This is a genomic window from Pseudoalteromonas sp. SW0106-04, assembly GCF_001293805.1.
Classification (GTDB): Bacteria; Pseudomonadota; Gammaproteobacteria; order Enterobacterales; family Alteromonadaceae; genus Pseudoalteromonas; species Pseudoalteromonas ruthenica.
Window position 1 is genome coordinate 65668 of record NZ_BCAI01000015.1, and the last position, 23832, is coordinate 89499.

A 23832-nucleotide genomic window follows, 5' to 3' on the forward strand; every position below is an offset into this window, starting at 1 on the left:
GCGAACCTTCGCACGTTAACTCGTTTTGCCCCAAAACGGACTGTCACTCTCTAGCTAATCTAGGGAGGGCTTTTCTAATTCCTGCCAAGATGTTGCTCCAACCAATACGCTTTTTCCAAAGCTTTCCGTCGACTAAAACTTTATAACAATCGATCCGATCAGTTTTATACAGTTCAAGTTTATGAGTAATGGGTTCACCACTATCGTAATCGGTGATTTCGATTATTCTTCTTAGTTCAGGAATGTTTTGTGGCTCTACAAAGCTTTCTTGTTCTATAGCAAATTTTCGATTAGTGTATGATTTACGATAATTTTTTGAAGCTTTATTAGTGTGTCTATACATAGGTAATCTCCTACCTTACAAGGTAGCATACCTTGCAAGGTCTCACTAATAAGCTGTTAGGTTTCACTGTTAAGAAAGGAGTCGCTATGAGAAACTTTATTCTATTCATTTTTTGTGTTGCTATTACTGGGTGCGCAAGTACTGATAATGGAGTTAGTTTTTCAGGAGGTTCATATGAATACATTGAGCCAACAGGACCCAATATTGCCTATTTACACCTAGAAACAGAGCAAAAAACAGATGGTTTTGGTTTCGCACCTTACCCTCATACTGCAATTATTTACGAACAATGCACCGGTGAAGGTGAAGACATTTCGTTTGGGTATGTAGGTGACGTAGAGGTATCTACAGAACTAAAATTAGGAAATCCTGCCACTGTAAAAGTAAAGTCTAACAAACCAATTTTTTTAGCTTTCGGCTTAATACACCCAGTGAATGGCTATGAATGCACATCAAAATATATATTCACACCAGAATCTGATAAAACATACTCATTTATTAACTCTGTAAGTTGGTCTGCTTGCCCAACTAAGACAGGGGTTATATTGAACCAAGATCAGACTGAACCTATTGAAGGGCTGCAAACGCTAGATAAGGCAACACACATGCAGCTGACACTAAAAGGTGTAAATACCAATAGAACGAGATGTAAAACCTAACAAGCCATTGCAGTGACGGGACTTTTAACAGTTGGCTTTCCTCACTGCGTTCGTTATTTTAGCCAACAGTAAAAAGCCCCTGAATGGGGCGTTAGGCATTTTTATGGAGTTACGAGATTAGATGACTATATTGTTCAAAGCAGTTTTATCTCCGACATGGTTTTTGGCGAAACAACTCAAAGCTAAGAAAGTTGGTGATGAACGGAAAACTCTGTTGAAGAATCTGAATAGTTTCTATTTAGTGCTCGCAATTATATTGATTGTCCCGATTGCGTTTTTCCAGTCAGAGTGGGAGTTAAAAGCAGGAGAGAGTGTTAGCTCTCTGTATGAGTTATTGCCGTTCGGATATCGTATTTTTTGGGGGTATTTCTTAATTTCGCGCTGTAACGAAATTTTTATTGCATTTTTAGATGATGCCGCAGATAAGCTAAAAAGGACTGATAGCACTAGCTCTTTAGAGTTCTTTGAACGCTTAAAATTGTCGTTGCATAGCTACCTAGAGCTAATTATCAATTTTGCTTTTATATATATGCTGACTCCGACCTCATATTGGTGTGAGGCTAGCAATAGCGTTTGTCAGTCAGACTTAGTAAGTGTAAGTGATGCGTTATTTTATAGTGCAGCAACGATCACAACCCTCGCGGATAGTAGTGTTTCTCCTAGCTATTGGCTTGTTCAGTTTCTCACCATATACCAGATATTCTGTGGATTTACTCTTTTAATAGTATGCTTTACCGTTTATACCAGCCGAGCTATCAGTGATATTGGTACAGCCTCTCAAATAGAAAGCGCAACAGATACTGAAACTTACACTGTCACCGTAAAGCCTGAGAAACCAAATGCCTAACAAACAATTTAAGAGTGATTCAGCACGCTTGGCATTTTTGGTTTGGGTCTAGTTTAGTGTTTACGGCGTCCAATTTGAGTGTTGTGGTAGCGTGCTTCACACCTTAATTGGGCGTTAGCACGCAAGAGATACTGTGAAACACGTTTCATTACTAGTTGTTGTATTGCTTGTTGGCTGCTCCCCATCGTGGAGTGAGGGGCCATACGAGATTTATTGGATAGACGGTGTTAAAAGTCTTGGTTTTAACATCGGGGATGGAGCATATATCGGACGTATTGATGAGCCTAGGGTTATTAATGCAAATGAAAAATTCATATCAGTATGTGCTTGCCCGGAAGGCAGTTGTGCTTATTACTACATAGATCGCATCAAAGACCATAAATTTGCAGAGCCTACAGAATTTGTATTTGGTCCGTATACGCATGAGGCATTTTCTGGGCTACAACAAAAATTATCATTGCCAGAACTAAGTGCGGAGTAAAGCATGCTAACAAGTCAATTAACTACGCGCCTTCGGCGCCGGACGCAGCAAAGCTACGCCGGTTATTGAAGCGTTAGCAGCTATGAGGAGATAAATAGGTATCATGGCAAAAATTAAAGATAGATTAGCTAAAATTATTCGTGATAAACCTAGAGTATTGACCCGAGCAATATTTTGGAAAATCCCTCATAACACTTCTGAAGACGAAGTGTTCTTGAAGCTTGGTCGGTATAATAAGCCAAAAGGTTGGCTTGAGGGTGAAACACTAGAATTAGATAACCCCAAAAGTGAACTCACTCTCGATAGTGAAGAATTCAGTAATCTGATAGATTTTATTTCAACCAATTACGAGCCTTTCAAACAGGGTACGAAAGCTTTTTTACCTTTAGATAACCCGTACGACACATCAAATGCAGAGCAAATCAAACAACTTTTAAATTTACCAGACAAACAAGGGATGCTTCAGTTTCTATTGGACAACGACGTAATACCGGAAGACTTGGAACTGGGCTTAGAGCATGCGCGAAAATCTCGTGCAATAGATGAGTTTCAATATTTACTAGAGTCTGACTTTACTGAAAACGTATGGCAAAACTGGTTTGAAACTAATAGTTGGGTTCTAGGTAGCGATTTTGTCAAAGTTTTAGATGAAAGAGCAATAGATATCCATAACATTTCAGACTTTCTAATGGAAAGTTATGACGGCTTCCTCGATGTTGTTGAAATTAAGCGACCAGAAGGCGGTTTAAAGTTCTGGGCTTCAGGTCTTGATCATAATAATTATTACCCGCACTCTGACTTAATTAAGGCGATTACACAATCCCAGTCTTACATACATGAAATCGAGCTAGAGGCAAATAGTGTCAAATTCATGGAAAGGGTTGGTTATGTGAAGACGATTAAGCCTCGATGTACGTTAATATACGGTCGTTCAAATGACTGGAATCGAGAGCAGCAGCAGGCATTTCGAGTTTTAAATAGTAGTTACCACAACTTGACTATTATGACGTTTGACCATGTGTTAGAAAGGGCAAAGCGTATACTTGGAAAACGCTGCTAACAAACAATTTAAGAGTGATTCAGCACGCGTGGCATTTTTGGTATGCGGTTATTTCGGTGTTGAAGTGCTATGCGGTGGCTTGGTCATTGCGTGCTTCACACCTTAGTTGGGCGTTACAGAATAAATACTCTAACGTGTTTCTGTCCAATAATGATTTAGAGTAGCTGTTTGCTCCTCGCTCTTAACAGCCTTTAAGTAAAAACCGTTATAACTGGCCTGCAGCGATTAGCTTATAACCTCTCAAAAATGACTCGCTCAAAAAAAAGCCCCGCGATGCGGGGCTTTATGGTTGGGTTAGTAACAATGCTTAATTATGTTGTGTAGCTGGTTTATCACTTACTTCGGTGCCTGGCTCAGGGTGAGAGAACCATTTGCGCATCAGACGCTTGGCATCTTCCAGTGCCACATATTGGCAAGGAATGAGTACCAAGGTGATCACCGTTGCAAAGAGCACCCCGAAAGCCAAGGAAACCGCCATAGGAATCACAATCTGTGCCTGCAAGCTGGTTTCAGTGATAATCGGGATAAGGCCGATAAAGGTGGTGATTGAGGTAAGCAAAATAGCGCGAAAACGCTTGCAACCTGCTTCGACCACCGCATCTTTTATAGCGATGCCCTGGGCACGCGCTTTATTGACAAAGTCCACCATGACCAGTGAATCGTTAACCACCACACCGGCCACGGCGATGATGCCAAAAAATGACAGGCTACTCATGGTCATGCCCATAAACACATGGCCATAAACTGCGCCGACCACGCCAAAGGGGATCACCGACATGATCAACAAGGGCTGGGTGTAAGAGCGCAAAGGAATCGCCAATAATGCAAAGATAATCATCAGTGATAGCACTAAGTCGCGGATTTGCTCGGCAACGCTTTCCATTTCCTCTTGTACGCGTCCAGCAACCTTGCTTTGTACGCCGGGGTAGTTCTTCAATAAGGCTGGCAGATATTCATCACGGATCTCTCGGGCAATGGTGAAAGGTTCAGCTTGATTGGGGTCTACCGCAGCCCACACGTTAACCGTGCGTTTGGCATTTTCGCGACGGATGCGGTTAACACCGTCGACCAGCGTTACCTCGGCTACTTCTGCCAGCGGCACTTCTGCGCCAGCAGGCGTGATAATGCGCACATCATTAATTTCACTGATGGAATTTCGCTGTTCAATGGGGTAGCGGATCATCACTTTTAACTCTTCGCCATCGCGAAGAATGCGCTGCGCCTCTAAACCGTAAAAGCTAAAGTTCACCTGCGATGCAACATCGGCCAAGGTCAGCCCTAAGCTGTAGGCAATAGGTTTTAAATCCAGCTGTACTTCTTCGGTGGCACTTTGCATAGAGTCATTGATATCACCCACACCGGCCATGGTGGCAAGTTTGTCTTTGAGTTTGGCGGCCACTTCTTTCAACTGTTCGTTATCTCGACCCTCTAAACGGAAGCTGATATCGCCATCATCACGACCGCCGCCATTCATGATGCTATCGTCGATGGTCATTGATTTCAGTCCCGGCAGTGGCGGCATATTTTCACGCCACAGAGCACTGAGCGCAAAGGTATCCATAGGACGCAAATGCGGCTCTACCAATACCATCATCAAGCGAGCGTTAGTGCGCCCTTGCATGTTGACAGAAATATCGCGGATCATTGGCTGGCCGTATTGCTGTTCAATTTGTTTTTCAACATCGAGCACCACTTGCTCAATTTTGCGAGCCGTTGCCAAGGTTGCGCTCTCTGAACTGGCGAGATTCATTTCGATATTAATGCCAGGGAAATCATGCGGGATTTTTGGGTTGGCGATAAACTTAATGAGTCCACCGGCGAATAGCCCCGCACTGACAATTAAAATACCCAAAAAGCCCACAATGACGGTGTAACGGTAGTGAATACACCAGGTAACCGCAGGGCGGTATAGTGATTCAATCACATACTTTAACCCCGCATCAAAGCGACTGCGCAAACGATGCAACGGGTTGCGTGGGTTAACCGGGCGGTTTTTCATCGCCGCCAAGTGCGCTGGAAGGATCAGTTTTGATTCCACCAAGGAGAACAGCAAGCAGAGGATAATAACGCCGCCTATGGCCTTACTGAATGCCGCGCCTGGGCCGGAAGCGAGTGTTTGCGGTAAAAAAGCGGCCACAGTGGTGAGCACACCAAAGGTGGCGGGCACGGCGACACGTTTTACGCCGCGTACGACGTTATCTAAACTCTGGCCATGCTTTTCTATCTCCGCATGGGCCGACTCGCCCACCACGATGGCATCGTCTACAACGATCCCCAGAACCAGAATAAAAGCGAACAGTGAGGCAAGGTTAATGGTGATGTCTAGCCCCACGGGCATCATCAGGAAAGCGCCGAGAAAGGACACCGGTAACCCCATCATCACCCAAAAGGCCAACCGAATGCGCAGGAACATGGCTAGCATCAGCATGACTAACACACCGCCCCAAATCATATTCTCGATCATCATATCGAGACGCCCTTCGAGGTAGTAGGTTAAATCGACCATAGGCGTTAATTTAACACCTGCGGGTAACTCGGTTTCTTTGCGTTTGAGGTAGTCATCCATCACCGCAGCAACGCGGGTGATATCTTGATCTTTGGAGGCTGCCACCTCGAACATCAGCGAGTTTTTACCATTGTATTTCGAATATTGTAGGCCTTCTTCAAAGCCGTCTTGGATAGTGGCCACATCCCCCAAAAAGACTTGTGCGCCATCTTCAAGAGTAATTAATGGCAGCTTCTCAAATTCATTACCGCGATAGGCTTGTTTTTCCACGCGCATGGAAATGTAACCGTTATCGGAGCGGATTTGTCCGGCAGACATATTGGCCGAGAAGTTACGCACCGCCGTGGCGATATCGCGGAAGGTAAGGCCATATTCACGCAGCTTATCGGGGCTGACTTCAATGCTTATCTCGTAATCCAAGCCGGAGTTAAATTCGACTAAGTTCACTAACGGCAGACTGAGCATTTCATCATGCAGCTTATTCCCGAGCTCCTTAAGCTGATAATTACTCATATCGCCGTAGAGAGCCAAAATCATGACTTCCTGAGTAAACTTTTGCCGGCGAATATTAGGGCGCTCCATCTCCGCAGGGAAACTGGAAATTGCATCGACCTGCATTTTTACTTCATCGAGCACTTCTTGCGGGTCGTAAGACTCTTCGACCTCAATCCAGCTTTGTGAGTAGCCACGATTAGAGTAGGTGATCAAACGTTTGATCCCCTCCAATCCCTGTAAAGACTCCTCAACCTTGATGGTGATCCCTTCTTCAACCTCTTGAGGGGCGGCACCGGGATAAACCGCCTGAATACTTAACCAGTTATTCTCAAACTGTGGGAACATTTGTTTGCGAATAGATAGGGCGCTAAGGATACCGCCAACAATGATGAATACCATCAATAAGTTGGCTGCCACCGGATTACGCGCAAACCAAGCGATTAAGCCTTTTTCTCTTTGCTGCGTCATCACTTAGTCCTCTTTCAGTGCCAATTGCGTGTGTGGCTTCTGGGTTGGCTCATCATTTAAGCGCAGCGCCATGCCCTCAGTAGGGTATTCAAGCGCTGAGGTAATGAGTTGCTCTCCGGTCGTCAAACCGGTGTCAACATAAGCCATACCGTCTTGTTCGCGAATAACATTAAGGGCACTGAATTCCAGGGTATTGTCGTTATTCAACAGTGCGACGCGATTTTTTTTGATTAAGTGGCTGGGGATTATTGCCGCATTTCGCAGTTGTTTGCCGGTAATAGTCGCATTGGTGTAGGCACCAAAACGCAGCGGTACGCTGTGTTGGTAAGGAGTGTTTACATAGGCGACCAGATAGGTCATGCGTGAACGTTTATCAACCACGCCTTCATTACGCACTATAGTGCCTTGCCAAGTCACCGCTTTGCCAGCAATATCGCTTTGCAAACTGACTTTCGCGCCGACGCCGCCGTCGACAAGATACTGCATATCATGATTGGCAACCGGTAAACGCACTTTGGCAATGTCGGTGGCATCGACCTGACCCAGTTTACTACCTGGGCTGACAACACTACCTAAACTAATATTTTTTGCTGTTACTAAGGCATCAAAGGGAGCACGAATCGAGGTGCGCTCTAAATTGCGTTTGGCGCGTTTCACTTGCGCTTGTGCAGCTCTAAAGTTGGCTAGCTTTTCTGCTAGTTGCGGTTTGCGTAAATACAGCTCGGAGGGGATCACCTCATTGGCATTGTCTTTAATACGCTGCCATTCAGCTTTAGCCACATGTGCCTGTGCTTGTTCAATTTCTAGTGCTGATTGAGCTTGAGCTAGACCTGCCTGCGCCTCAATGAGCGCCGCTTCATAATCATTCGGGTCAATACGTAGCAGCTCATCGCCTTTGGCAACAAAGCCCCCTTTTACAAATTGCTCAGAAACAGAGACTACCTGACCGCTTACTTGCGCCACAAGCTCCGTTTGCTCTTGCGCCATAACCTCGCCATATGAATGCACTTTTAATGTTACATCCGTTAATTCCACTGGCGTTACCTCAACCAGAGGGGCGATATCCTGTTGTGCTTTTTGTGGTGGTGGCGACTTCATGGCGCTGAGGGCGACAAACACCCCAATGGCGCCTGCCAATACCCCTAGCGGCAAAAATATTTGTTTTTTACTAGCCACAGTGTTGCTCCCGTATATTTCGATGACAGCTTAATACTATCGTGAATGATGTTTACAGGTATGTGGAAGATGTAACAAACCATGAATTGTGTGTCAGCAGCGCGCAAATGATAGGCGGTAACGTCAATGCAACGCTGTTTATTCCAGCGTTGACATCCGTTTATAGTCAACGACGACTGCGTTATGGGCATGCAGACTTTCTTGATGTTCAACCTTAAACCAATAACCGAGTAGCCTGGGTTTGTGCTGCAACGCCTGTTTTATACGCCGGGCGGCGTCTTCACAAAACAGCAGGTTTTCGGCATTGAGCTTGGCAAAGGCTTGCTCGTCCTCTCTTTTCACTGCGGTTTGCACGGCAGTGGCAATGACCGCCTCGAACTCGGTGATAAGATCACTGATATAGCCCAAGGTATGACCTTGCATCTGCATGTGAATATAGGCGAATGAGCGCTGACTGTGCGGCGTAGCGATAGAGCCTTGCTCGCTACTTAGCCAGTTGAGCAATGTGTTCTTGTCGATGGCATCGTCTGTAAACTCGCAGGCAATAGCGTCGCTCAATGCTTGGCGCGATAATGCAGCGGAGCAAGGGCAGGTGCTGGAATAAGGAATAGACAAGCCGAGCTCAATAGTAAACTGGCCTTGGTGATATTCACAATGTAGCGTCACAGGGTAGCCTTGGTACCCGCTCTTATCGCTGATTAAGGCTTTTTTCTCGAGTATAAGGTCAAAACTCAGCTGCAGCTTGGCACTGTGGCTTAGCCCTTGCTGCGAACTGATAAGCTCGCGAAGCAGATGCTCTAAGCGATGGGGCGTCATCGCTTTGTTGCTCAAATGCTGGTTCAGTATTTGATAAAGCCGTGACATATGAATCCCTTTTGCCTGCTTACTATCTAGGCTGACAAAAACATCCGCTTGTGCATGAGTTTGCTGTATCTGCGAGCTGGAAATTGGAACGTGTATGGGTAGGGCAATGTGCTCCATCCCGACCCATTTCAGCGTTAAAGCGGTATCTGCTGGTTGCACTGCAGTAATATCAGGTAAATGGCCCATTTTTTCCTCATTTGGTTAGTCGGTGTGGGGGTTATTAAATGCAGTTATACAGGGCTAAAAAATGCCATCGAGAGTCAGTAATAGCCTCGGTTGCTGATCATGTTGTGGGGGTGAGCGATGCACCAATGCGCTGTGCTCACCGTCAGGCCAAAGTTGTCCTTTGAGCAGTGCCACATCACCTGCCTGTAATTGATGAATATGCTCAGCATGGCGATACAGCCCTGATTTTGCGTCACTGAGCCCTTGATTGCCGCTGCCAAGCTTACTGTAGTCTGCATCGGCGTGGGCTAGCCACTGCGACCCCGGGCCTTGGTAAGTGGTTACTAAGCGCACGGGCACGCGGTCAACGTGAAACCGAGGGCACATGGCTTGGCTAAGCACTTTTAGCCGTAAACCAACGTGTTCACAGTCAAGCAAACAGCTGAACATATCCACTAATGTGGAGATATCGCTGAACAAAGCCTGATAATCTTGGTGGTTATCAAAGTTACTTTGTAAGGTGTGAAGTACTGACTTTGCACTCACCGTTGAAGTCAATGCGAGATTTGGCTGCGCCTGAATAAGGGTTTGGATTTGCCCGCGTATCGTTGAGTCGAGTGCGCGCTTCCAAATGACGATGTTATGAGCTGGCTGGTAAATTGAAGGTAATACATCAACATTGCTTGACGCTCTCGCTGTTTTTGGCTGATGCACGGGGGGCGCATCAGGGGCATGGGACGGTGTTACTTGCATAGCATCTCTCGTTATTTGTGGTTTGTTATAACATAGCATTTATGTTGTGCTCTGCATAGACAGGGTCATGGCTCGAAGCGGGCTATGGTATACTGCGAATTTGTATCATGAAGAGGTGAGCGATAGATGGATTGCCGTTTAGGGTGTGGCGCTTGCTGCATCGCACCGAGTATTTCCAGCGCCATTCCAGGTATGCCGAACGGCAAGAAAGCGGGAGAGCGTTGTGTTCAACTGGATACTAACAACTTATGTAAGTTGTTTAACCAACCTTCGCGGCCCGCTGTATGCAGTCAGTTTAGTGCCACAACGGATGTGTGTGGTCGCACTGATGCCCAAGCAATGTGGCGCATCACCCAATTGGAGGCGCTCACGTAAAGCGCCTCTGTTTGAGCTTTACTGCGCTTGAGGAGGGAAGTTGCTGAGAATATCTGCCACTGATTCACGTACCACTTCGGTGCGCTCAATCGGGGTTTGATTCTTTTTCAGGCGTCCCTCTTTAGCTGCCCGCCACACTAACTGGTTTGAAGACCTATCAACGACATCGATGACTAACGTACCTACCTCATACTCACGCGTGGTGGTTTGCACGTTGTAACCAATGCCCCAATAGTCCCAGCGAGCGCCGTAACCGGTAGAAAACGTATCGACATCCACCTTGGTATCAACGGATGCATGGTAATTAATTAACACATCTGCTTGTTGGGGGGATACCAGTTCCATGCCCTTGGCGCGAAGCTCATCATTGACCGCTTGTTGCACGCGGCGTTCCATTAGCTCACTAATTTGATAATTATTAGTGCCTTTGGTGAGGCTGGCATTGGGGATCCATGCGAAGGTTTTATATTGCGAGAAATCGACCGATTTGTCGTAGTCAAAATCCGGGTGCGAAGCACACGCGCCCAGTAATAGTACCAAACCGGCTAGCAGAAGGTTTTTCATTGAATGCTCCTTAGTTGGGCAAAGTGTAAGTCCTACGAATAACATAACACAGGTTCTTGGAAAGCGAGAACTGCGTAGTCTGTTAGTTTTTTATCGCAGCAGTTAGTTCCCGGTAAAGAGAAAATTCGAATTTATTTAAAGCTAATTATATTTTTCTGTGGTAGTCTTTAACTTGCCTTGAGTTAAGGCGTGTAATGTGACGGTTTTGTGCGGCCAATGCTGTAAGAGTGACTATTTAGCTAGTGTGCCCTTAGTACTGTACCTGACCCATCGGCGGCGACACTGGCTCAGGGAGGATAGTGCCTAATTTTAGGCGATTGATACAAATTGACTTACAGGAAAACTAAGTATGTCAGCAGAAGCACAAGGTAAAGTAAAGTTTTTCAACGAAGCAAAAGGCTTTGGCTTTATCGAACAAGAAAATGGTCCAGACGTGTTTGTTCACTTCAGTGCCATTAACGGTAACGGTTTTCGTACTCTTAACGAAGGCCAGCAGGTAACTTTCGGCATCAAACAAGGCCAAAAGGGACCAGAAGCGGAAAATGTAACACCCGTTTAATGCTTATTTGCTCACGCCTGTGAGCGAGTAATTGGTGAAGTCGACTCGGCTTCACTTTTCCCCTCTCAAATTACACCTTCTTTGTCATATTAATTTAAAATAAGCCCTCCCAGCGTATAGTGCCTTTTTATTTTTGATATATTATCAATCTTCAATTATTATTTAATCTCCTTGTTCAACAATTAAAAGAGACCATAGTGAGAGAGATCAGAGCCTTTGCCAAAACGGCATCGATGAATGAGTTAGAGAAAGCAATTAATATTCTGAATACTGCGCTCGAAAGTCAGCAACAGCAGGAAAAAGCGAAACAGGAAGTTCTCGAACTGATGAAGGAAAAAGGGCTCAGTGTGGATGATATTGTTGACTCGAAACAGGACAAACGAACTAAGGTTGAACCTAAGTATCGTCGCGAGTTTGAAGGAAAAGTAGTTGAATGGTCAGGCCGTGGTAAGCGTCCGAAAGCATTCCAAGATGTTGACCTAACTAAATACCTCGCAAAATAATAACCTCCAAGGCCCGGTTTCGGGCCTTTTACTTACTTGGGTGTTAGTTGTGTTTACACTCAGAGATTACCAACAAAAAGCCGTTGATAGCACCTTAGCCCACTTTCGCCGCTCAGATAGTGCAGCCGTGATTGTGCTTCCCACTGGAAGTGGCAAAAGTGTAGTTATTGCTGAGCTTGCGCGCCTTGCGCGATTCCCTATTTTGGTACTAACTCATGTTAAAGAATTAGTACAGCAAAATGCCGAAAAATATAAAGCATTGGGATTAACACCGGGGATCTTTTCTGCAGGTCTTAACGAGAAAGAGTTAAACCAGCAAGTCACCTTTGCCAGTATTCAATCTCTCGCTAAAAGTAGAGATAAGCTAAAAAGGCAATACTCACTTATTATAGTCGATGAGTGTCACCGTATTAGTGACGATGAAAACAGTCAGTATTCACAGCTTATTCAGCATTTAAAAAAAGCAAATAGCAGATTGAAAGTGCTAGGTCTAACCGCGACCCCATATCGCTTAACATCAGGATGGATATATCACCGCCACTATCATGGCTTTGTACGTGGCTCGGCAGATGCGCCATTTAGCGAGTGTATATATGAATTGCCGCTGCGGTATTTAATCAATAAAGGCTATTTAACCCCGCCTAATTGCGTTGATGCTGCAGTGCAAAATTATGACTTTAATTCACTGGCATCCGGCCCCTCAGGTATACCCAGTGAAGGCGATATGAATACACTATTGCAATCGAGTACCCGGGCAACCAAAAGTATTGTCAGTGATATTCAAGCGCAAGCAGATGCTCGACAAGGAGTGATGATATTTGCTGCCACAGTCAAACATGCTTATGAAGTAGCTGACTATTTGAGTAGTGAGTCAGTCGCGGTTATAACGGGTCAGACACCGGCGGCTGAGCGTGATGAAATTATCCTTAGGTTTAAACGCAAAGAGCTAAAATACCTTATTAATGTATCGGTATTAACCACGGGTTTCGATGCTCCACATGTGGATTTCATCGCCATTTTAAGGCCCACCGAGTCGGTTGGCTTATATCAGCAAATTGTGGGTCGAGGTCTGCGTTTGTGCGAAGGAAAAAAAGACTGCCTCGTGATCGATTATGCTGCCAATGGCTTTGACTTATTTTATCCAGAAGTGGGAGCGAAGCGCCCCGACCCATTGAGTGAACCCGTTCAAGTCGTATGCCCTGGGTGCGGGTTTGCCAATATTTTTTGGGGAAAAACGGATGCCAGTGGTCAAGTTATTGAGCATCATGGTCGGCGCTGTCAGGGGCTGCTTGATGATGGTGAGCAAACGCAGCAGTGTGACTATCGCTTTAAATTTAAAGAATGCCCGCAGTGCGGCAGGGAAAATGACATTGCTGCGCGCGAATGCAGTGCCTGCCAACATCAGCTGGTTGACCCAGACGATAAACTGCGAAAAGCACTTAATTTAAAAGAAGCCATGGTACTGCGCTGTAGTGGCTTGAGTTGTCAAATTACTCAGCCAAGCAAACTCAAAGTTACCTACTTTGATGAAGATGGGGCCAGTGTCGATGAGAGCTATGACTTTAATAATGCCAAGGTAGTGGCTCGATTTAATCGCTTTTACGCTAAGCGGCACACCGTTAGCGGAGTCACAAACTGGCACGATGCTCAGCAGGTGGTTGACCATCAGCACTGCCTGCAAGCACCTGATTTTGTGGTGGCGCGAAAGTCGAAACGATATGGGTGGCAGGTGAGTGACAAACTCTTTGACTATGAGGGCGCTTTTCGAAAGGCAAACGCCCTGTATTAGGGCGTGTGAAATGCTCCTGTACGGAATGCTTTAAGCCATTAGCCCCCAGCCGTCACCATAACCATTGTGCTTATCAGCTAGACTTTCCAAATAGGCTTCGGTATCCATGATCACATCATGTTGCGGCACCATTTTGATACTTACTTTGACTTCAAATACGCCAGTGTCCGGGCAAGTTCCCAATTGTGAATCGGCGCTTAGTTCGGAACTTTTCAGTGCTTCTTGGTAACTAATAGCATGTTCTTGCTTTTCAAATAGAATAAAGAAGTCCAATGTATGAAAGCCTGTCAAGTCCACACCTTCATCGTGTATTTGCTGTAACATGTGTCCGGTGTCGTCGTCGGGAAATTGCATACCTTGTCTCGTTTTTTTAAGAATCGATAAATTGTCTATTATCTTGTAAGAAATAAAAAGCCTTGAAGGCAAATTTTATTTATTCAGTGGGTGCGCGAAGTCAGTGGCATTTGTTAAACTGATGGACCCACTCTGGGACGTATGAGTGATCTGACCATTCATTGTTGCAGTATTCTTAGATCATGGAGTTCTAGTCGTTTGATTTTCTGCCGCTTTTTCATACTTCTATCTATTTTAATATGGCCTGCTGTCACTGCACATGCTGCTGTGCAACAAGCAACAACTATCACCGGCTACAGCATTAACGGGTTATCAGGAGAGTTAGAAGAAAATGTTGCGCTTTATTTAGTGCAATTAAAAGGCGAGGTCCCCTCCAGGCAATTACAGCGCTATGCAAGCGCACAAGTTAAAGCGAGTATGCGCGCACTGGGGTATTACCATAGCGAAGTAGAACTCAGCTTAGAGCGCAGCGAAGGCAAAGCGCAAGTAATTGCGAACATCATACCTGGCAAAGCGACGCGCATCGCTAGATTGGATTATCAATTTAGTGGTCCCGGAGAAGACGATCAGCAGCTTAAGGCGGTGCTTGATAGCTTACCTCTGCAGCAAGGGCAGGTTGTACACCATGGCCAATATGATAGTGCTAAATCAGCCATAGATAGGCAATTGTTAGAGCTTGGCTACTTTGACGCTAAGTGGCAACAATCTAAGTTGGCGATTAATCGTTCTCAACACAGTGCAGAGGTGGTGCTGCATGTGCAAACGGGCCCACGTTATGATTATGGGCCGATTAACATCAGCTCTGATACACCAGCTAGCAACTATATTTATTCTCTGGCGCATTTTAAAACTGGCCAGCCCTACCGTGCTACTAAGGTGTCAGAATTCAATCTCGCGTTATCGCAAACGCCTTACTTTAGCAGCGTCCGCGTTTATGCTGATATTCCTGCTCGGACTAATGGCGAGGTGCCGATTCGTGTGGAAGTCTTGCATAAACCACAAGACAGCTTTGAAGTGGGGGGCGGCTATTCAACGGACTTAGGCCCCAAAGCCAGATTCAAATGGTCTCGTCCTTGGATCACCGAAGACGGTCACTATCTTGAGAGTAACCTGAATATTTCCAAACGTCAGCAAGACATCAGTTTTGCCTACACCGTGCCGGTGGACGACCCCAATGACGATATCTGGCGCTTTAGTCTGGGCTACAAGCTCGAAGATAATGTCGATACGGATATCTTCTCGAAAACACTGACTGGCTTAGTGCAAAGGCAGTGGAAAGTGGGAAAAGATTGGATACGCACCGCATTTTTGCGCCGAGAGTATGAAGAGTTTCGCATTGGTGAGCAGCATCAGCGCACTAAGATGTTGCTACCCGGAGTGAGCTTTGCCCGCAAGCAAAGTAAAGGAGGCACCACGCCGTTTTGGGGTGAGCAATGGTTAATCAGCACCGAAGTGGGCACTGAGCACTTGGCGTCGACCACCGATATAGTCAGAGTACAGCTACAGTATGCGTGGTTAAACACTTATTGGCAGCGCCATATGTTTTTTACCCGGGTCAATCTGGGTGCTATTTACGTGGATGATATTAATGACGTGCCGGTTTCTATGCGCTTCTTTGCCGGCGGCGATCAGAGTATTCGCGGCTATAAATATGAGTCTATCTCGCCTGAGCGTAATGGCTATAATATTGGTGGTAAATACCTAGCCACCGGGACCTTGGAGTATAATTACCAGTTTGCTGAGAATTGGCGGGCGGCGCTATTCGTTGATGCCGGAACCGCCACCAATGACTTCTCTGAATCATGGTCGGTTGGCACCGGCTTCGGAGTGCGTTATTTAACCCCAGTGGGCCCCATCCGTATTGATCACGCGTGGGCATTATCCACACCTAATAACACCACTCGTTTGAGCATTACTGTGGGGCCGGAATTATGAGCAAAGGATATAAGCGTATTCTCCGATGGTGTGGCGGCCTTGTGGGCACTATTTTAGTGACCTTGTTTTGTTTGTTATTTACAGAGGTGGGTAACAAGGGCATTGCTTATGTGGCCAATCACAGCGTTGATGGGTTGCGCATTTCGCTCAAAGAGGGGCGGTTTTTATATGATGACCCATTTGATGTCTCTTTTACCAGCGAACAGATAAGCATCGATGCTGAGGCTGTGCGTATTGACTGGCAGCTTTTGGGCTGTGCTGGGCTGTGCTTTCGCCAAGTTGGGGCTGAGTCGCTGACGGTGCAAGTGGCTGATCAGCAAAACGATAAGGCGGCAACGACTGATGCACAGCCGCCGGCCAGCGAGCCAATATCATTGCCGACTATTACCATCAAAAGTCTATTTTTAGGACAAGCCAATATCCATGCTGCGGGCCTTAGCGTGTCAGCACAGGATTTTAAATCAGCGCTTGAGGCGCATCAACGAGACGTGAAGGTGCAGCCGTTGCGCCTGCGCTCGCTTGAACTTACTTTACCTGAGAGTGAGCAGCAGCCTTCCTCAGCACCACTTGAGACGCTGCCACCGTTACCGCCTATCGCTTTTGATTTGGGCATCAATACGCAGCTTAAAAGTGCACAGGTTGCTGACATTATTATCACTCAAGGGCAGCAAAGCCATCGTATCAGTGATTTAAAAGTGGCTGTGGCACTGCAACAACAACAGTTGAGCGTTTCACAACTATCAGCCGCCTACCAATTGCCTGCTGATATCGCGACAAACGAAGGGGATACACTTGAGGCCCAAGCTCAGGGGCAATTCTCTTTTGCTGATGGCAACCCTTTAACAATGTCGCTGCAATTAGCTGCCTTGGGCGAGCGCAGCGAGCTTTCATTCACAGGCAGTCTAGATGAGCTTAATATTCAGGCGCGTAATCAAGGCAAATATGCCTTCGAATTAGACGCACAGGCACAATTACGACAGCGAAATTGGCCTTTTGAATTGGCGTTTGCACACGCACCTTGGCAGCTTGAGGTGCAAGGCCAGCCGTTACAGATAGAACGCACCAACATAAATGCATCGGGTACTTTAGATAACTACCGCGTAGATATCGATGCATTGACACAGCTAGCAGCATACCCACAAGTGAGCACTTCTTTACAGGCTCAAGGAAGCCTTACCGGCATCAACGCTGCGCCGTTGCAATTGCGAGCGAATGATAGCCACGTTGAGGTAACAACATCGGTAGCCTGGCGCGATGGTGTTAGCGCCGATTTTTCTGCGCAGCTAACTAACTTGCACAGTGAGTACTTATTAGACACCGTGCGCAGCGACCTATCGGGCCAGTTACAAGGCCGAGTGAGTGTTGAATCACCCCAGCAGTGGTTGGTGGAGCTTAAACCGTCGTCATTATCAGGCACGATAAACGAGCAACCGCTCACATTTAATGCCGAACTGAATATTGATAGCGATCTCAGTGGCGATATTCATGCTTTTAGTGTGCGCCAAGGCGAGAATACATTGGTTATCAATGGCCGCATTGATGAGCAGTGGCAGCTAGCCGGCGAATTAAATTTGTCATCATCATCGCCACTTTATCAAGGTTATTCAGGACAGGGACACGCTCAGTTTAGTATCGAAGGGCAACGTTTATCACCTAAGCTGCAATTGCAATTGCAACTAGCGACTCTGCAAGGTGAGGGATTGCGAGTGAGCGACGCAACATTAGATATTACAGGGCAATATAAACAAGCCGACTTAGAATATGACCTGGATGCAGAAGTAGCTAACGTTAGCCTTGATGGCCAAGTTATCAAAGGCATTCAAGTACAGTCTCAGGGCTCACAACATCACCAACAAAACTATGTTCGTGCTGGATTAGCTCAAGGGCAAGCGCAGTTGGCGTTTCAGTCTGAACTGCAACAGCAGCAATTGAGCTTGGCTATTACCGAGTTGGAATTGCGCGGCGACGAGTATCAGGTTGCACTGGAGCAAAGTACCGAGTTGGACATTGATCTGGCCCAGCAGAGCGTGCGCACTAAGCCCTTTTGTTTGCAGGGCAATGCCATGCACTTGTGCATAGAGCCCAGTGATATCAGCGCCAAGCAGGGACACGTCAACGCTAAGCTTGACTACTTTCACTTACAGTCGCTTACCACTTTGCTGGGACCTAACCTGGGTGTAGAGGGGCAAGCGCAAGGACATGCGCAGTTGGCATGGCAAGAAAACCAAGCAATGCAGATTGATGCTGAGCTCCATACTCAGCAATTACAAGGATTGTATCGAAACCAAGGGCAGTTGCAGCGATTGCCTGTGGAAACCTTAATGATAAAGCTGAGCAGTGACGCAAAAAATGCCAATGCTAAGCTAAACATAGACTCCTCAGTGGTTGGCAGTATTGACGCTGATTTAGCCGTAGAGGATATCACCCAAGCGCAACAACTCTCTGGAGAGGTGCGCCTAACAGATACCGACATCAGTAAGTTCGCTCACTTTGTGCCTGATGTGAGGAAGTTAGCGGGCAGGTTAAGTGCGAACCTAACTCTCAGTGGCACGTTAGCGCAGCCCTACCTCAACGGTGAGCTCAAGGCGCATGAATTGGCAATTGAAGGGGATGCACTGCCCGTAGCACTTGCTAATTCTCGCCTCGAAGCTGAACTGGATGGGGAGAGTATGACCTTGGAGGGGGAGTTGCTCACGCCCGATGGCGGCAAGCTTGCTATTGACGGCTCAGGTGTGTGGCTCAGTGACAATCCGGCACTTACCATTTCGCTCTCGGGCGAGCGCTTTATGGTGGTGCCGCAGCAAGGGGTCAATGTCGCGATTTCTCCAGATTTAAATATAGATATTAGCGCCCAAAGTGTGCAGGTTGATGGTCGCGTCGATGTTCCTTACGGACGTATCAAAATCAAAGAGTTGCCTAAAGGGGCTGTACAGGTCAGTGATGATGAAATCATTGTAGATGCCCCACAAAAGCAGCAAAGTGCGCCATTCGCATATCAAGTGCAGTTAGATGTGGGCGTACATGATGATGTGTATATAGACTCGTTTGGCCTGAAGTCCTACATCATGGGCGACTTGAAGCTAACCGCTAGTAATGAAAGCCCGCCATTGGCAAGTGGCGAGTTAAAGCTGGTGGATGGTAAATACCGTGCATTTGGCCAAGATTTAGTGATCCGTACAGGGCAAATTGGGTTCAGTGGTGCGCTTGATAAACCTTACTTAAATGTGCGCGCGATCCGTAATCCAGACACCACTGCCAACGGGGTGATAGCGGGTATCGAATTAATCGGAAATGTTGAACAACCGACATTAAACGTGTTCTCGGAGCCGGCCATGGATCGCTCACAAGCGCTTTCTTACGTGCTTAACGGGCAGCCGCTTGGTGATGGTGATACGAACACCGATGCCATGCTCACGCAGATTCTTCTAGCCCAAGGTCTCAATCGCAGTGAAGGGTTTGTATCGCGAGTAGGGGAAACATTTGGCCTTAGCGATATAACCTTAAACTCAAAAGGCAGTGGTGATGATACTAAGGTTGAAATTGCTGGCTATATCGCGCCGGGGATCCAAGTAAAATACAGTGTTGGTGTCTTCGAGTCTATCAGTGAAGTGGCTGTGCGCTACCAAATACTGCAAAAACTATATATAGAGGTAACCAGCGGGCTTTATGATACCTTAGATATATTGTATCGGTTTGATGTGGACTAACGCATGTTTAAATGCTGGCTATGGGCATTGTCTTTATTACTGGTGATATGCGAGTGTGGTGCGCAGCAGTCGGTGACGATGCGTGTCGCACAGGCCGATCATCCTTATATGCAGGCGTTATTTACTAAACTAGCTGAGCGCATTAAGTGTTTGCATCAAAAGCAGGTCACATACCAGTATGTTGACCATCTGCCATCACAGCAACGAGCGATTCAACTGTTGGGGGATGAGCACGGTATTGATTTATTCTGGGGTGTGACTTCGCAGCAGCGGGAGCAACAAGGGTGGGCGATTTTAATCCCAATAGCCAAAGGCTTACTGGGTTATCGCATTGCGCTAGTGCGCTCTGATAATCCGGATATCCTGGCGCAAAAAAAGTATATAAGCGATTTTTCATCATTACGAGTGGGTCTAAGTGAAGATTGGCCGGATGCCAACGTGTTCAGCCGTAACGGTTTCACGGTGGATGCATTTTCTAAATCATCGTCTCATTACCATATGCTGAGAAAAGGCCGCTTCGACTTTCTGCCTGAGGAGCTCACAGCATTTGACCCCCAATCACTGCCTAGGGGGCTGATGTACGACAAACACAATGTCTTTTATTACCCGTCGGCGGTGTACTTGTTTGTTGCAAAAGGTGATAAACAGCGCCACCAATTGCTGAGCTCGGCGCTGCGAAGCTTATTTTCAGATGGCACCATAGAGCGCTTACTACACACCCATTTAGTCCCTAATATTGATGCGGCGGAACTGGCAACACGCAATTATATTCGCTTGACCAATCCGTTATTACCCGCCTCAGCACCGTTACATATTTCCCATTATTGGTATAACAATAAACAAGGAACTCGCCAATGATCACACGCCTACTTATAGTTGTGAGTTTATTTTTAAGCGCGACTACCAGTGCAGACGACAATCCCTCTCCTACAACCATTATTGATAACGCCGATGCCAGCGAATGGCGAGCCGTTACTGATGAAAACCTAATGATGATTACCTTAGCGACAGGGGTAGTGTATCTGGAGGTAAATCCAGAGCTGGCGCCGGCGCATGTTGAGCGCTTGCGCTCACTAGCTGGCCAAGGCTTCTATCGTGGGCTGAGTATGTATCGTTTTGTCGAAGGCTTTGTTGCCCAAGGCGGCGCTGGAGACAAAGACACGGATGTGCCGACGCTGAAAAACGAGTTTGTCAGTCACAGCGAAACAACGCGGCCGTTAGATATCGTCATCAACGAAGATGATGGTTACAGCGCGCGCAGTGGCTTTATTAATGGCTTTGCCGTCGGCCAAAATAAGCAGGGCACACAAACGTGGCAAATTCACTGTCCTGGCGCATTAGGTATGGCGCGGGGCAATGGAGTCGACAGCGCAACCAGTGAATTTTTTGTAGTGCTTGGTCAGGCACCGCGTTACTTGGATAAGAACATTAGCGTATTTGGTCGCGTACTTGCGGGCATGGCCCATATACAGCAGCTACAGCGCTCGCCAAAGCCGGGGCAGCCTTTTAACCCGATTGTTGATATCCAATTTGCTGATCAACTGCCTGCCAAGCAGCGCCCGGTAATTAAAGTAATGCGTACCGACTCACACAGCTTTGCAGCGCTCGTTGCAGCGCGAAAAAACCGCCCCGAGGCGTGGTTTGTGGCCACGCCTGATTATATTGATACCTGCGCTATGAGTGTCCCGACGATTATTGACGGTTAATGCGCACGTCAAATAAAGTTTTATCGCTGTGCGTGGCGCGGTAAGGGTTAATATCCAAGCCGCCACGGCGGGTGTATCGGGCATAGACCTCCAGAGACTGCATGGGCGCACAGGCCATAATATCGGTAAAAATGCGCTCCACACACTGCTCGTGAAATTCGTTGTGGCTGCGAAATGAAATCAGGTAACGCAGCAGCGACTCATGACAAAGAGCGGGGCCTTGGTAGCGTATGACCACGCTGGCCCAGTCGGGTTGTGAGGTGATCAAGCAATTAGACTTCAATAAGTGACTATGCAAGGTTTGTTCAACTTGCTGCGCATCGTCGGCTAGGCGCAATAAGCTAGGCGTCAACTCATAGGTATCGACGGTGATATCGAGTTCATCAATGCACTGACCTGGTAACGCTGTGGCTGCGAAGCGCTGATAATCCTCAGGGCCATACAGTGTTACTTGTACGTCACTTTGGGTCGCTGCACTTAAGTCTTTAGCCATGGTTTGCTGTACTGCTTGCATGCTTTCAAAACGGCTTTGATTGAAGCTATTTAAGTACAACTTAAACGATTTAGACTCAATAATATCCGGGCTTTGACAAGGGAAGGTAAAGGCGGCCACCGCGACCTGTGGTTTGCCTTTAGGATTAAGCCACGATAACTCGTAACCGGTCCAAATATCCTCCCCTTTAAAGGGCAGGGCACGCTCATCTATTTGCAAATCATCACGATTAAGCTTGCGTGCTATGGGATAAAGTAGGGATGGATCGTAGCTGTCTTTATACTCAGTTGCCTTGCCGAGTAGGCTGGCTTTTAATTCTGGGGCGTTGCTGTAATCTGTCATGCTGTGCTATTTGGCGTTACAATATGGCGTAATTATACCTAAATTATTTGAGGCATGCATGAGCGTAAGCACAGAACTTCAGCGCTGTTTACAGGCACACATTAGCAACGAGCAACAACAGTATGGCCGTAACCCGCTGGCGTTTTTCGACCCGGACTCGCCAAGCCCTGCAGCCATTGCCGGCACTGAACAACAACAGCAAGTTCAATGGCAACTTCATGAGCGTACCCCCAGTGCTGACTTAAATGAATTGGCAGCAGCCCTGGAAGTGCCTTTCCCACAACAACTGAGCGAATTATTTGGCAGTTACTACAGTGGTAATCTGCCGGCGAGCATCGACGGTCATGGCGTAGAGCTCCTTTTACCTTGGAACGAGGACGACTTTATACGGTTACAGCAAAATATAACCGGTCATGTATTAATGAAACGTCGGTTAAAGCAGCAAGACACCGTGTTTATTGGGCTGACCGAGCAGGATGATTTGTTGCTGAGCGTGCGATTGAACGATGGTGCAGTCTGCTTAGAATATGTTGGTAAAGAACCGCACCATGTTTTGGCGGATGATATCAGCTCGTTGTTACAGCAATTAGACGTGCTGTAAACACTATTGATGATCCCAGGAAATATTAGATACCAACTGACATTGCTCACAGCGAAAGTCGAACAACCCAAACCACGGCTCTGCTAGATGCCAATGACCATCGCAGCTTGGGCAGCGACGCTGTTGCTCGGCTGTCAGGCTCTCGCCACCGACACGGTACAAGTAATAGTAGACTGGCTTTTTCGTTAGATAACGGATCCGCTTTGCCAAGTCCAAGCCGCGACGAGTCAGGTCGCTATCAAAGGCGCTGATCTCATGCAGCGCCGCAAATTCGCAGCGTGTTGCACCATTAATTTGGATTTGATCGCATGCCTGCCAGTCTTCTTGCCATTTTATTAGTGTCTTGTAATCGCCGTTGGCGATAGCAGGAATGTGATACAGCGGCACCGGTAAAAAATCATCACCACAATACAACGGGCTGCACGTATGCAAATAGGTGGTGTAAAGAATATAACTGCTCGGTGCAGCACAGTTATCTGCACTATTGGCGTGAATATCTTGCCCTATTACCTTGACCTTGGGTGCTAACAACCCGGCATCGTTTAACTTATCAAGCGCAAACTTCACAAACGGACTGTGGTTGAGCGGATGCAATGAATCCTCTTCTGGGCACATTACCCGAGTCACGAAGAAGCCTTCTTTCAATACCGTTGGAAATTCATCGCCGATGATTTGGCCATTGGCTCGAAGCGCCACCACCGTCTGATTTATCGCCTGTTCGGCAGCGCTGAGTTGGGTGTCTTGGTAACAGTCAAAAGTGAGGTCTACAACAAACATTCGCTATTTTGAGTTCTCGAGCAAAGCGAGTAGTTTATCAAGTTTTTGTTCAATGCGATCAAGTTGTGTCGACTTTTGTTCGTTATTCGGCAATTGTGGCTCTATGACCATGTTTTTGAATGCTTCGGGGTTATTTTTATATTGGCTCACAGCGGCAATAATCATTGGCATCGGCACGGGCTCTTTGAGCATCGCTTTGGTCATTGCTACGGTAGGTGTTTTGTTTTGTGCTAATAAGGCTTTGATGGCGTCAAAAACCACAGGGTTCATACAAATGGATTCCTTCTTTTTAATCGCTGAACAGTATAAA

23 protein-coding genes are annotated in these 23832 nt (G+C 46.8%); 13 read left to right on the forward strand and 10 right to left on the reverse strand.

All coding sequences use genetic code 11. The annotated features are described in order from the left end of the window. Positions 1–43: 43 nt before the first annotated feature. On the reverse strand, positions 44–343 hold the full coding sequence (locus tag W04_RS15595; protein ID WP_053911530.1) for a hypothetical protein: 300 nt from the start codon (positions 341–343) through the stop codon (positions 44–46). A gap of 86 nt (positions 344–429) precedes the next feature. Between W04_RS15595 and W04_RS15600 the strand changes: the two genes are divergently transcribed. The 4 genes from W04_RS15600 (at position 430) to W04_RS15615 (ending at position 3390) form a co-directional block, all read left to right on the forward strand. Further along, positions 430–1002: a hypothetical protein gene (locus W04_RS15600; RefSeq protein WP_053911531.1), complete on the forward strand. Its 573-nt coding sequence runs from the start codon at positions 430–432 to the stop codon at positions 1000–1002. A gap of 121 nt (positions 1003–1123) precedes the next feature. Beyond that, positions 1124–1849 (forward strand): hypothetical protein, encoded by a 726-nt coding sequence (locus tag W04_RS15605; RefSeq protein ID WP_053911532.1) that lies wholly within the window; start codon positions 1124–1126, stop codon positions 1847–1849. A 133-nt stretch (positions 1850–1982) separates the two neighbouring features. Beyond that, on the forward strand, positions 1983–2330 hold the full coding sequence (locus W04_RS15610) for a hypothetical protein (protein ID WP_053911533.1): 348 nt from the start codon (positions 1983–1985) through the stop codon (positions 2328–2330). A gap of 103 nt (positions 2331–2433) precedes the next feature. After that, positions 2434–3390, forward strand: coding sequence for a Shedu anti-phage system protein SduA domain-containing protein (locus W04_RS15615; RefSeq protein WP_053911534.1), 957 nt, complete (start codon positions 2434–2436; stop codon positions 3388–3390). 307 nt (positions 3391–3697) lie between these two features. Here W04_RS15615 and W04_RS15620 read toward each other — a convergent pair whose 3' ends face one another. The 4 genes from W04_RS15620 to W04_RS15635 all read right to left on the reverse strand — a co-directional run bounded on the left by W04_RS15620 (position 3698) and on the right by W04_RS15635 (position 9817). Then, positions 3698–6859 carry an efflux RND transporter permease subunit gene (locus W04_RS15620; protein ID WP_053911552.1) on the reverse strand — a complete coding sequence of 1054 codons (3162 nt, stop codon included), beginning with the start codon at positions 6857–6859 and terminating at the stop codon, positions 3698–3700. A gap of 3 nt (positions 6860–6862) precedes the next feature. Further along, a complete protein-coding gene (locus W04_RS15625; RefSeq protein ID WP_053911535.1) occupies positions 6863–8035 on the reverse strand; it encodes an efflux RND transporter periplasmic adaptor subunit in 1173 nt (390 codons plus the stop codon). Between the two features lie 138 nt (positions 8036–8173). After that, a complete protein-coding gene (gene folE2, locus W04_RS15630; protein ID WP_053911536.1) occupies positions 8174–9085 on the reverse strand; it encodes a GTP cyclohydrolase FolE2 in 912 nt (303 codons plus the stop codon). A 54-nt stretch (positions 9086–9139) separates the two neighbouring features. Further along, entirely contained in the window at positions 9140–9817 is a 678-nt protein-coding gene (locus W04_RS15635; protein WP_053911537.1) for a DUF1826 domain-containing protein, read from the reverse strand. Positions 9818–9943: 126 nt separating this feature from the next. On the opposite strand from W04_RS15635, the gene W04_RS15640 reads away from it, so the two are divergent. Further along, positions 9944–10192: a YkgJ family cysteine cluster protein gene (locus W04_RS15640; RefSeq protein WP_022946194.1), complete on the forward strand. Its 249-nt coding sequence runs from the start codon at positions 9944–9946 to the stop codon at positions 10190–10192. An 18-nt stretch (positions 10193–10210) separates the two neighbouring features. Here the strand turns inward: W04_RS15640 and W04_RS15645 are convergent, their stop codons facing one another. Next, entirely contained in the window at positions 10211–10756 is a 546-nt protein-coding gene (locus tag W04_RS15645) for a DUF4136 domain-containing protein (protein ID WP_022946195.1), read from the reverse strand. Between the two features lie 349 nt (positions 10757–11105). Between W04_RS15645 and W04_RS15650 the strand changes: the two genes are divergently transcribed. From W04_RS15650 to W04_RS15660, 3 genes are all read left to right on the forward strand, one after another. Continuing rightward, entirely contained in the window at positions 11106–11315 is a 210-nt protein-coding gene (locus W04_RS15650; RefSeq protein WP_022946196.1) for a cold-shock protein, read from the forward strand. 197 nt (positions 11316–11512) lie between these two features. Continuing rightward, on the forward strand, positions 11513–11818 hold the full coding sequence (locus W04_RS15655) for an H-NS family nucleoid-associated regulatory protein (protein ID WP_022946197.1): 306 nt from the start codon (positions 11513–11515) through the stop codon (positions 11816–11818). A gap of 49 nt (positions 11819–11867) precedes the next feature. Next, complete coding sequence (locus W04_RS15660) at positions 11868–13607, forward strand: DEAD/DEAH box helicase (protein WP_082342264.1); 1740 nt, start codon at positions 11868–11870, stop codon at positions 13605–13607. A gap of 30 nt (positions 13608–13637) precedes the next feature. Here the strand turns inward: W04_RS15660 and W04_RS15665 are convergent, their stop codons facing one another. Next, positions 13638–13961 carry a ribonuclease E inhibitor RraB gene (locus tag W04_RS15665; RefSeq protein ID WP_045980333.1) on the reverse strand — a complete coding sequence of 108 codons (324 nt, stop codon included), beginning with the start codon at positions 13959–13961 and terminating at the stop codon, positions 13638–13640. 201 nt (positions 13962–14162) lie between these two features. Between W04_RS15665 and W04_RS15670 the strand changes: the two genes are divergently transcribed. Genes W04_RS15670 through W04_RS15685 form a run of 4 tightly spaced genes read left to right on the forward strand, consistent with a single transcriptional unit; the run spans position 14163 to position 21309 of the window. Continuing rightward, on the forward strand, positions 14163–15896 hold the full coding sequence (locus W04_RS15670; RefSeq protein ID WP_053911553.1) for an autotransporter assembly complex family protein: 1734 nt from the start codon (positions 14163–14165) through the stop codon (positions 15894–15896). After that, entirely contained in the window at positions 15893–19603 is a 3711-nt protein-coding gene (locus W04_RS15675; protein WP_053911539.1) for a translocation/assembly module TamB domain-containing protein, read from the forward strand. Before W04_RS15670 ends, W04_RS15675 begins: the two co-directional genes overlap by 4 nt. A 3-nt stretch (positions 19604–19606) precedes the next feature. Further along, the gene (locus W04_RS15680) at positions 19607–20461 is read left to right on the forward strand and encodes a hypothetical protein (protein ID WP_053911540.1); all 855 of its coding nucleotides are present in this window, start codon (positions 19607–19609) and stop codon (positions 20459–20461) included. Beyond that, positions 20458–21309, forward strand: a complete 852-nt coding sequence (locus W04_RS15685) for a peptidylprolyl isomerase (RefSeq protein WP_053911541.1) — start codon at positions 20458–20460, stop codon at positions 21307–21309. Before W04_RS15680 ends, W04_RS15685 begins: the two co-directional genes overlap by 4 nt. Here W04_RS15685 and queF read toward each other — a convergent pair. Then, complete coding sequence (gene queF / locus W04_RS15690; RefSeq protein WP_053911542.1) at positions 21296–22144, reverse strand: NADPH-dependent 7-cyano-7-deazaguanine reductase QueF; 849 nt, start codon at positions 22142–22144, stop codon at positions 21296–21298. The two genes, W04_RS15685 and queF, sit on opposite strands and share 14 nt — an antisense overlap. A 58-nt stretch (positions 22145–22202) precedes the next feature. On the opposite strand from queF, the gene syd reads away from it, so the two are divergent. Continuing rightward, positions 22203–22745 carry a SecY-interacting protein gene (syd, locus tag W04_RS15695; RefSeq protein ID WP_053911554.1) on the forward strand — a complete coding sequence of 181 codons (543 nt, stop codon included), beginning with the start codon at positions 22203–22205 and terminating at the stop codon, positions 22743–22745. Between the two features lie 3 nt (positions 22746–22748). Here syd and W04_RS15700 read toward each other — a convergent pair whose 3' ends face one another. Both W04_RS15700 and W04_RS15705 read right to left on the reverse strand, forming a co-directional pair. Beyond that, complete coding sequence (locus W04_RS15700) at positions 22749–23522, reverse strand: Zn-ribbon-containing protein (protein ID WP_022946702.1); 774 nt, start codon at positions 23520–23522, stop codon at positions 22749–22751. A 3-nt stretch (positions 23523–23525) separates the two neighbouring features. Then, positions 23526–23792, reverse strand: coding sequence for a hypothetical protein (locus W04_RS15705; protein ID WP_053911543.1), 267 nt, complete (start codon positions 23790–23792; stop codon positions 23526–23528). Between the last annotated feature and the right edge of the window lie 40 nt (positions 23793–23832).

Coding starts and splice junctions, on each gene's coding strand:
- W04_RS15705 (WP_053911543.1), bottom strand. CDS start 23,792: ATGAACCCTGTGGTTTTTGACGCCATCAAAGCCTTATTAGCACAAAAC.
- W04_RS15645 (WP_022946195.1), bottom strand. CDS start 10,756: ATGAAAAACCTTCTGCTAGCCGGTTTGGTACTATTACTGGGCGCGTGT.
- W04_RS15640 (WP_022946194.1), top strand. CDS start 9,944: ATGGATTGCCGTTTAGGGTGTGGCGCTTGCTGCATCGCACCGAGTATT.
- W04_RS15600 (WP_053911531.1), top strand. CDS start 430: ATGAGAAACTTTATTCTATTCATTTTTTGTGTTGCTATTACTGGGTGC.
- W04_RS15620 (WP_053911552.1), bottom strand. CDS start 6,859: ATGACGCAGCAAAGAGAAAAAGGCTTAATCGCTTGGTTTGCGCGTAAT.
- queF (WP_053911542.1), bottom strand. CDS start 22,144: ATGACAGATTACAGCAACGCCCCAGAATTAAAAGCCAGCCTACTCGGC.
- W04_RS15665 (WP_045980333.1), bottom strand. CDS start 13,961: ATGCAATTTCCCGACGACGACACCGGACACATGTTACAGCAAATACAC.
- W04_RS15680 (WP_053911540.1), top strand. CDS start 19,607: ATGTTTAAATGCTGGCTATGGGCATTGTCTTTATTACTGGTGATATGC.
- W04_RS15700 (WP_022946702.1), bottom strand. CDS start 23,522: ATGTTTGTTGTAGACCTCACTTTTGACTGTTACCAAGACACCCAACTC.
- W04_RS15615 (WP_053911534.1), top strand. CDS start 2,434: ATGGCAAAAATTAAAGATAGATTAGCTAAAATTATTCGTGATAAACCT.
- W04_RS15650 (WP_022946196.1), top strand. CDS start 11,106: ATGTCAGCAGAAGCACAAGGTAAAGTAAAGTTTTTCAACGAAGCAAAA.
- syd (WP_053911554.1), top strand. CDS start 22,203: ATGAGCGTAAGCACAGAACTTCAGCGCTGTTTACAGGCACACATTAGC.
- W04_RS15595 (WP_053911530.1), bottom strand. CDS start 343: ATGTATAGACACACTAATAAAGCTTCAAAAAATTATCGTAAATCATAC.
- W04_RS15675 (WP_053911539.1), top strand. CDS start 15,893: ATGAGCAAAGGATATAAGCGTATTCTCCGATGGTGTGGCGGCCTTGTG.
- W04_RS15605 (WP_053911532.1), top strand. CDS start 1,124: ATGACTATATTGTTCAAAGCAGTTTTATCTCCGACATGGTTTTTGGCG.
- W04_RS15635 (WP_053911537.1), bottom strand. CDS start 9,817: ATGCAAGTAACACCGTCCCATGCCCCTGATGCGCCCCCCGTGCATCAG.
- folE2 (WP_053911536.1), bottom strand. CDS start 9,085: ATGGGCCATTTACCTGATATTACTGCAGTGCAACCAGCAGATACCGCT.
- W04_RS15685 (WP_053911541.1), top strand. CDS start 20,458: ATGATCACACGCCTACTTATAGTTGTGAGTTTATTTTTAAGCGCGACT.